5 protein-coding genes are annotated in these 6283 nt (G+C 59.4%); 3 read left to right on the plus strand and 2 right to left on the minus strand.

Annotation, left to right across the window (positions count from 1 at the left end):
* The first annotated feature begins 74 nt into the window (after positions 1 to 74).
* Both ACFWAD_RS25355 and ACFWAD_RS25360 read left to right on the plus strand, forming a co-directional pair.
* On the plus strand, positions 75 to 1466 hold the full coding sequence (locus ACFWAD_RS25355; protein ID WP_378548812.1) for a hypothetical protein: 1392 nt from the start codon (positions 75 to 77) through the stop codon (positions 1464 to 1466).
* Positions 1463 to 2827 carry a PQQ-binding-like beta-propeller repeat protein gene (locus ACFWAD_RS25360; protein ID WP_378548814.1) on the plus strand — a complete coding sequence of 455 codons (1365 nt, stop codon included), beginning with the start codon at positions 1463 to 1465 and terminating at the stop codon, positions 2825 to 2827. The genes ACFWAD_RS25355 and ACFWAD_RS25360 overlap by 4 nt, the downstream gene beginning before the upstream one ends.
* A 45-nt stretch (positions 2828 to 2872) precedes the next feature.
* On the opposite strand, the gene ACFWAD_RS25365 is transcribed toward ACFWAD_RS25360, so the two are convergent.
* Both ACFWAD_RS25365 and dctA read right to left on the minus strand, forming a co-directional pair.
* Entirely contained in the window at positions 2873 to 3727 is an 855-nt protein-coding gene (locus ACFWAD_RS25365) for a glycosyltransferase (protein WP_378548817.1), read from the minus strand.
* 549 nt (positions 3728 to 4276) lie between these two features.
* Positions 4277 to 5674: a C4-dicarboxylate transporter DctA gene (gene dctA, locus ACFWAD_RS25370; protein ID WP_378548820.1), complete on the minus strand. Its 1398-nt coding sequence runs from the start codon at positions 5672 to 5674 to the stop codon at positions 4277 to 4279.
* Between the two features lie 188 nt (positions 5675 to 5862).
* Here dctA and ACFWAD_RS25375 point away from each other — a divergent pair, with 188 nt between their 5' ends.
* On the plus strand, positions 5863 to 6123 hold the full coding sequence (locus ACFWAD_RS25375; RefSeq protein WP_378548823.1) for a GlsB/YeaQ/YmgE family stress response membrane protein: 261 nt from the start codon (positions 5863 to 5865) through the stop codon (positions 6121 to 6123).
* Positions 6124 to 6283 lie beyond the last annotated feature (160 nt).

Consider the following 6283-nt stretch of genomic DNA (forward strand, 5'->3'; position numbering starts at 1 on the left):
TTGCTGTGATCGCGACAGGACTTCCAGAGGCGACGCGCACCGGGGGCGAGCCGTGACGATGACTGTGAGGACTCGTGCCGAACGAGCAAACCGATTCGAAGCGTGCGGAGAAGTGGACCTTCGCGTTGACGGTCGTCTCCCTGATCGCCGGCGGCACAGTGGTTGCCGGGTTCGTGGATCGGTGGAGTGGCTCGGAGTCCGACAACATCTCGGTAGCTGCATCGACGTCTGTCAGCGTGACGTCTACGCCGGACGGTGGGTTCGCCGAAGACGCACCTGAATTCTCGTACGTCACGCCGACCGCGGTGTACCCGACCACCATTCCGGGTTGTGAGAGCGTCGAAGCGCCAGAGGAGGATTCGTTCTTCTCCTATATTCTGGACGGATCCAACACGTACGACGATCCACGCTTTCCGTGGTTCTCGAGCGCCAAGGCAGCAGCTATGTCTGACGCGGTCAAACAGGCGCTGCCGCACGACGTCGAGCTGAAGTTCGCCAGCCCGGGCAATTCGCTCCAGTTCGGGCCGATCTATGCGCCTTCGAACACAGATGGCCTGCCCGAGGGGTTCTCGCTCGAGGATCTGGCGTCCACCACTGCGTCCGGGACGCTGGTTCGGGACGGGAAGATCGGCGCGCTCAGCCTGATGCTGCACTCGAGTTCTGATCCGATCCCATCGTGTGTTGCGGGGTCGCTCGTCGAACGTCGGGTGCTGGCCGACCAGTCTGTGGTGGACCTGCAGGATACGTGGAGCGAAACCAATGGTGTACGCACTCTTGGTCGGTCGGCGATGCTGTACGGAATCGACGGGACCCGTATCCAGGCGTATGTCAACGACACGAACAACGACGGAGGTCGGGACGCCGAGAGTTCCGGCGTGGTGCCACTGACGCTCGACGAACTTGCAACCCTTGTCGAAATGCCACAGCTGCGAATCACCGCGCCTATTCCACCAGGCACTGCACCGCTTCAGATTGATTGCGGCGGTTGGGCGGACGAGTCATCAGGGCGGGAACTGGATCGAGGAATCGTCGACGCGCTCGGTGAAGCGCTCCGATCGGGTTGGCGCGCAGCACCGCCAGACGCGCCTGACCTCGGCAGTCAGCTGGGTGATCTGGTTCTTGCCGAAAACGACACCACCACCGCGTGCCAGGATCTCGTCGCACGGTCGGGCGGCAACGAGTCGCGCCTCAGCATCTCGATTACCAGTGGGCAGCCGCTTCCTACGCCTCCGAACAAGTATGACCCTTCTTACGACGGGCACCCGCTCTCGATGGTGACCTCCGAGGATGGGTCCGTGATCGAACGTGATGAGAGTCGCTGGGAGAATGCCCACAGGTCTGTAGTAGTTACCCACACGGGTGGGACGCAAGTAACGGTGAGCTCGTCGGCCGAGGCACCGAACGTGCCGATGACGTTCGAGCAGTTGGAGTTTCTCGCGACGACCGACGGCCTGGAGATTCGATGACCACCAGATTCTCCCCGAAAACGCGCCTTCGAATCGCGGCCGCCGCTGCCGTGGTCACCGTCACCGCCGCCGTCGCCACGGTGGTCACGTCGACGAATTTCGAACCGACAGCGGCCTCGTCGCCGTTGTGGAGCGTCGAGGCCTCCGAGATTCTCGGGCGCGAGTTCGCGATCTTTCGGAGCCCACTTGTTGGAACCGAATTCAACATGGAGATGGGCGGATTCATCGACGCCGGATCACTTGTGGTCACGATGATCGGTATGCCGGACCGTCAGGCGTATTCGTTGGACGACGCGGAATTGGTCGGACTGGACGCCGAGGACGGCACAGTCCGCTGGCGCACGTCGGCGGTCGATATAGGTGGTTGCTCCGAGACTCTGCTCGGCATCTCGGTGCTGTGTTTCTCCGGGCCGTACGTATCCGGTGGTTCGTACTCTCTGTTCGACATCGAGACGGGAGAGCGGCGAGACATCAAGACGCCGTGGTCGCCGATCATCGCGGTTGTCTCGGGCGACACCGTCCTCGCGCTCGAAGGTGATATCGAGAGCAACGACGTTCGCGTGCACAGCGGAACCGTCGACGATCCGGAAGCGAACTGGTCCAAAGCGTTCGACGTCGGTGGATCGTGGGAAGCCGGATACGTCGATCCGGTGATGGCGGTTCACGGTGACCTGGGTGTGATCGCTCTCGACGAGTCCTTGGGATTCGACCTGAAGACCGGCGAACAGCGGTGGGTGCACGGTTACTCTACCTGCTCGACCGCGCACACATCGTCGGACGGTGTGACCTTGGTGTCGGACGGCGGTTGCGAAGGCAACGGTCGCCCGACAAGTGAGTACGCACTCGATCAGAACGGGCGCGAGTTCGCCAGGACGGACGAACTGTCCTCGAAGTCCTCGCACTACGGTGGGCGATACAGTCGAGATGAACCTGTCGGCGGATCGACTCCGATCATTCTGGGACACAGCGGTTTCGACCGGAAGTCCGGCGAGAAATTGTGGTCCAACAGTGAAGTCTTCGACACCGCACAGTCGTTGGCGGTGATCGGCAACGTGGTCGCCGTGACCCGTTCCGGTTCCGAGCCCGAGGTCCAGTTCGTGGACCTCTTCACCGGTGAGGTCCTGTGGCGATCGAACGCCGAGCGCGCCGGAGAGGTTGTCTGGCACGGCGATGTCGTCATCGACGAGGGAAACGTCTACGGAACGGATGTCCGTACGGGCCAACGTAGTTGGGAGGTTCGGGTCGACCAGGACGGGGACGACGAGTTCACCCCCTGGGCGATGCCGCGGGAGCTGTGGGCGGGGGACAAGGTGCTGTTGCGCTCCAGTGAAGACCGCATCACGGCGTTGAAACTGTCGTGAAATTTGGCGGCTGCAAATCTTCGGTGATTAGCGAAACTCGATGGGCTACTGGTGAACCGGCATGATTCGACCTTGCGACCTGCCGAACAAGCGCCTGAACTCCAGGCGCTCCTTCTCGAAGTTGTAAAGGCGGTAGACGGGCCACACGAGCGCGTGGAGCATCGAGTCGCCCCAGATGGTCAGTTTGAGGCGCCAATTCATGATGTTGTGAAGGTGCAGAACCGATTCGGATGCTTGGTTGTACTTCAGGTACTCCAACGGAGGGGTTTCACCGCGTCGACCGGACGTCTCTGCTCGCATGTCGGCGATCTGACCGATCGTCATCCCTTCCTCCCGAAGGCACAGTGAAAGGTCGATATCTTCGTGGATGTCAGGCCGGTCACTGACTTGCTCGCGGACGGACAGCCATGCGCTCTTTCTGATCGCCATGTTCGCTCCGGCGACAGCGAGTACTTGACGTTCGCAATCGAACTTCCCCTGCTTCACCTGCCTGTCCAGTGCGTAGCGGTGGATTCGAGCAAACGGCGATTCGAAGAGGTAGGTGAGTCCGGCAACCGCTGAATGAGCGGTGCTGCGTTGGAAGAAACCCTTGACCGCATCTGCCCATCCCGGTTGTACCCGTGTGTCCGCGTCGATACGACCGATGATGTTGCCGGTCGAGGCGTCGAAGCCCGCGTTCCGGGCGTGTACCACGCCTTGGCGGGCCTCGAAGACATATCTGACTTTGTCGTACTTTTCGGCGAACTCCTGGATGATCGATGCAGTACCGTCCGTCGAGTTGTTGTCGACAATCAGAATCTCATCGATTTCCGACTGGGTCAGTAGACGCTCGATGCAGCCGGAAACCGCGTTCTCTTCGTTAAATACCGGAACAACCACCGAAAGTCGATTAGTGGACAAGTGTTCAATATCCTGCATGGATGCGGTCACTGTATTCCTTTGCTGGGAAATTGGGTCCAGTCCTTCGCAAAGGTTACGATAGCAATAGGTGACCATTCGGACAATTTGAAGCGATGGCCATATGATCAATCCCGCAACAGCTTATTGCGGGAAACTATCAGCATAAGTGCAGCTGGCACGGCATAAATGCATGCAGATAAGGCTTTCGGAACTGATTGATTTTTACCCACTCGAGTCTATTCGTCGGTTGAACATCGGACTTTAGTCCTTTTAATTCCGGCAAATATAATGCTGCCCGTTCGCTGAATTGTGAATCGCCACTGCGGCAACCACCTGGCAATATCTAGATGTCGCAAGTCGCTTTTCAGTGAAGTGGAGTCGGTGCAGCGCAAGTGCCATATTTGTAGATTCAACGGACCCTTGACGGCAAGGTTGCCGCCATCTGCAAATATTTGCCTTTGTAGCTGTCGGTCTGGATTTTCCAGTGAAGTCCGCCCCCGCGACTCTTCAGCACCGATTTCCGATGTGCAAACAGCAGCCGGCACCTACCTACTGGGTCAGGATGCCTTCGGTTTCGGGTGCCGGAACAGTTTTCCCCGTGATCGGATCGACTTCCTCGAGCGGTGGAACATCCTCGCCGTCGAGCACTCGGCGCATGCGCTCCTTGTCGAGCTGCCCCTCCCAATTGGCGACCACGAAGGTTGCGACACAGTTCCCGAGCAGGTTCACCGACACCCGCATCGAGTCCATGATTCGATCAGCGCCCAGTAGGAGGGCGACTGCGGCGACCGGAATTGCGCCGTGACCGATTGCGGCCACAGTGGCGGACAGCGCCAGGAAGGACGATCCCGGTACCCCTGCCATTCCCTTCGACGTGAGCATCAGAACCAGGACGGCAGTGATCTGTTCACCGAGTGTCAGGTCCACACCGAGTGCCTGAGCCAGAAACAGCATGCAGATCGACAGGTACAGCGTTGCGCCGTCGAGATTGAACGAGTACCCGGTTGGTACCACCAATCCTGTTGTCGTTCGCGAGCATCCGGCGTTGGTGAGCTTGACCATGATTCGGGGCAGAACTACTTCGGTCGACGCCGTTCCCAACGCGAGGAAGAGTTCGTCCTTGATGTACTTGACGAACTTCCACAGGTTCACGCCCGCGAAGTACCTGACTATCGCGGCCAGGATGAGGATGAACAGGACGGCGGCGAGATAGCATGCGGCGATCAGCTTTCCGTAACTTCCGAGCGAAGCGATCCCGTACTGGCCGACGATGTACGCCATCGCGCCTAGAGCGCCCAACGGCGCCAGTCGCATGATCCAGCCGATGATCGTGAAGAACAGATGGCTCAGGCGATCGACGAGTTCGAACACGATCGGTGGGCCGCTCTCGCCTGCCTTGGCCAAGGCGAGTCCGAACAGTACTGCGAAGAAGAGGACTTGGAGGAGTGCGTTCTCGGCGAAGGCTGAAACTATCGACACCGGAATGATATTGAGCAGGAACTCGACCGTGTGGGGGAGTTCGCCACTTCCGGTCTTGGCGGCCACGGCGTCCGCACCGTTCGCCAGCGTCTCCGGATCGATGTTGAATCCCGCACCCGGCTTCATCAGATTTCCGATGAGCAGCCCGAACAACAGGGCGAAGGTGGTCACTACCTCGAAGTAGATGAGTGCTTTGACGCCGATACGCCCCACGGCCTTCAGATCCCCGACGTGAGCAATCCCGATCACGACGGTGCAGAAGATAATCGGCGCGATCAGCATTTTGATCAGTTTGATGAACCCGTCGGCAAGGGGCTTGAGATTCGCGCCGAATTCCGGCCACAACCAGCCGATGAGGACGCCGATGACGATAGCGGCGATCAGTTGCACGAACAGTGATCGGTACCAGGGCGGCTTGTTGGCGAGTCGCGCGAGCTCGCTGTTCGGCAGTTTTACGGAAGTGGCCATGGACGAGAACGGTAGGTCTGCTTGATTGCGAAAGAATAACTCGCGAATGTCCTGCGTGTAACACGTCCAGGTTGCATCTCGGACAACAATTCGGTCAACAAGCGACAGTTGTGTGTGACTGTGGTTATTGTTTCCCTGAGCGGTGATCTTCCGTCCGCGTGCATGCACGACGTGTGAGAGGGGCTGTCATGGGGCAAATTATCGGAACCATCATTTTCGGCGCAGTCATCGGAATCCTGGCTCGTCTCGTACTGCCAGGTAAGCAGCAGTACGGCATGATCGTGACCATCGTGCTTGGCGTTGCAGGAGCGCTTATCGGGTACTGGGTCTGGGAAGGCCTCTTGGACAAGGGCAATACAAATGGGATCGACTGGATCCGCTGGATCATCAGCATCGCGGCTGCCGCGGTCCTCTCACTTGGCTACGCAGCCGTCACGGGCAAGAAATAGCAAGCTAGCCCAATTCGACAAGTGCGCCCACCCCAGCGTAGGGAGGGGGCCCGATTTGTTTTGCCCCGGTTTGCCACCCCACCGGTGAGGGAACCGCCCACACCGCGCCGCCCAAGAGCCCAAAGGCGCCTTGACACACGGGGGGGGGGGGCAAAATAAG

It is taken from the genome of Rhodococcus sp. NPDC059969, assembly GCF_042738325.1.
Taxonomy (GTDB): domain Bacteria; phylum Actinomycetota; class Actinomycetes; order Mycobacteriales; family Mycobacteriaceae; genus Rhodococcus_F.

What these genes read in the sequence shown, in the direction of transcription:
- ACFWAD_RS25360 (WP_378548814.1), top strand. Translation starts at nt 1,463, where the DNA reads ATGACCACCAGATTCTCCCCGAAAACGCGCCTTCGAATCGCGGCCGCC.
- dctA (WP_378548820.1), bottom strand. Translation starts at nt 5,674, where the DNA reads ATGGCCACTTCCGTAAAACTGCCGAACAGCGAGCTCGCGCGACTCGCC.
- ACFWAD_RS25375 (WP_378548823.1), top strand. Translation starts at nt 5,863, where the DNA reads ATGGGGCAAATTATCGGAACCATCATTTTCGGCGCAGTCATCGGAATC.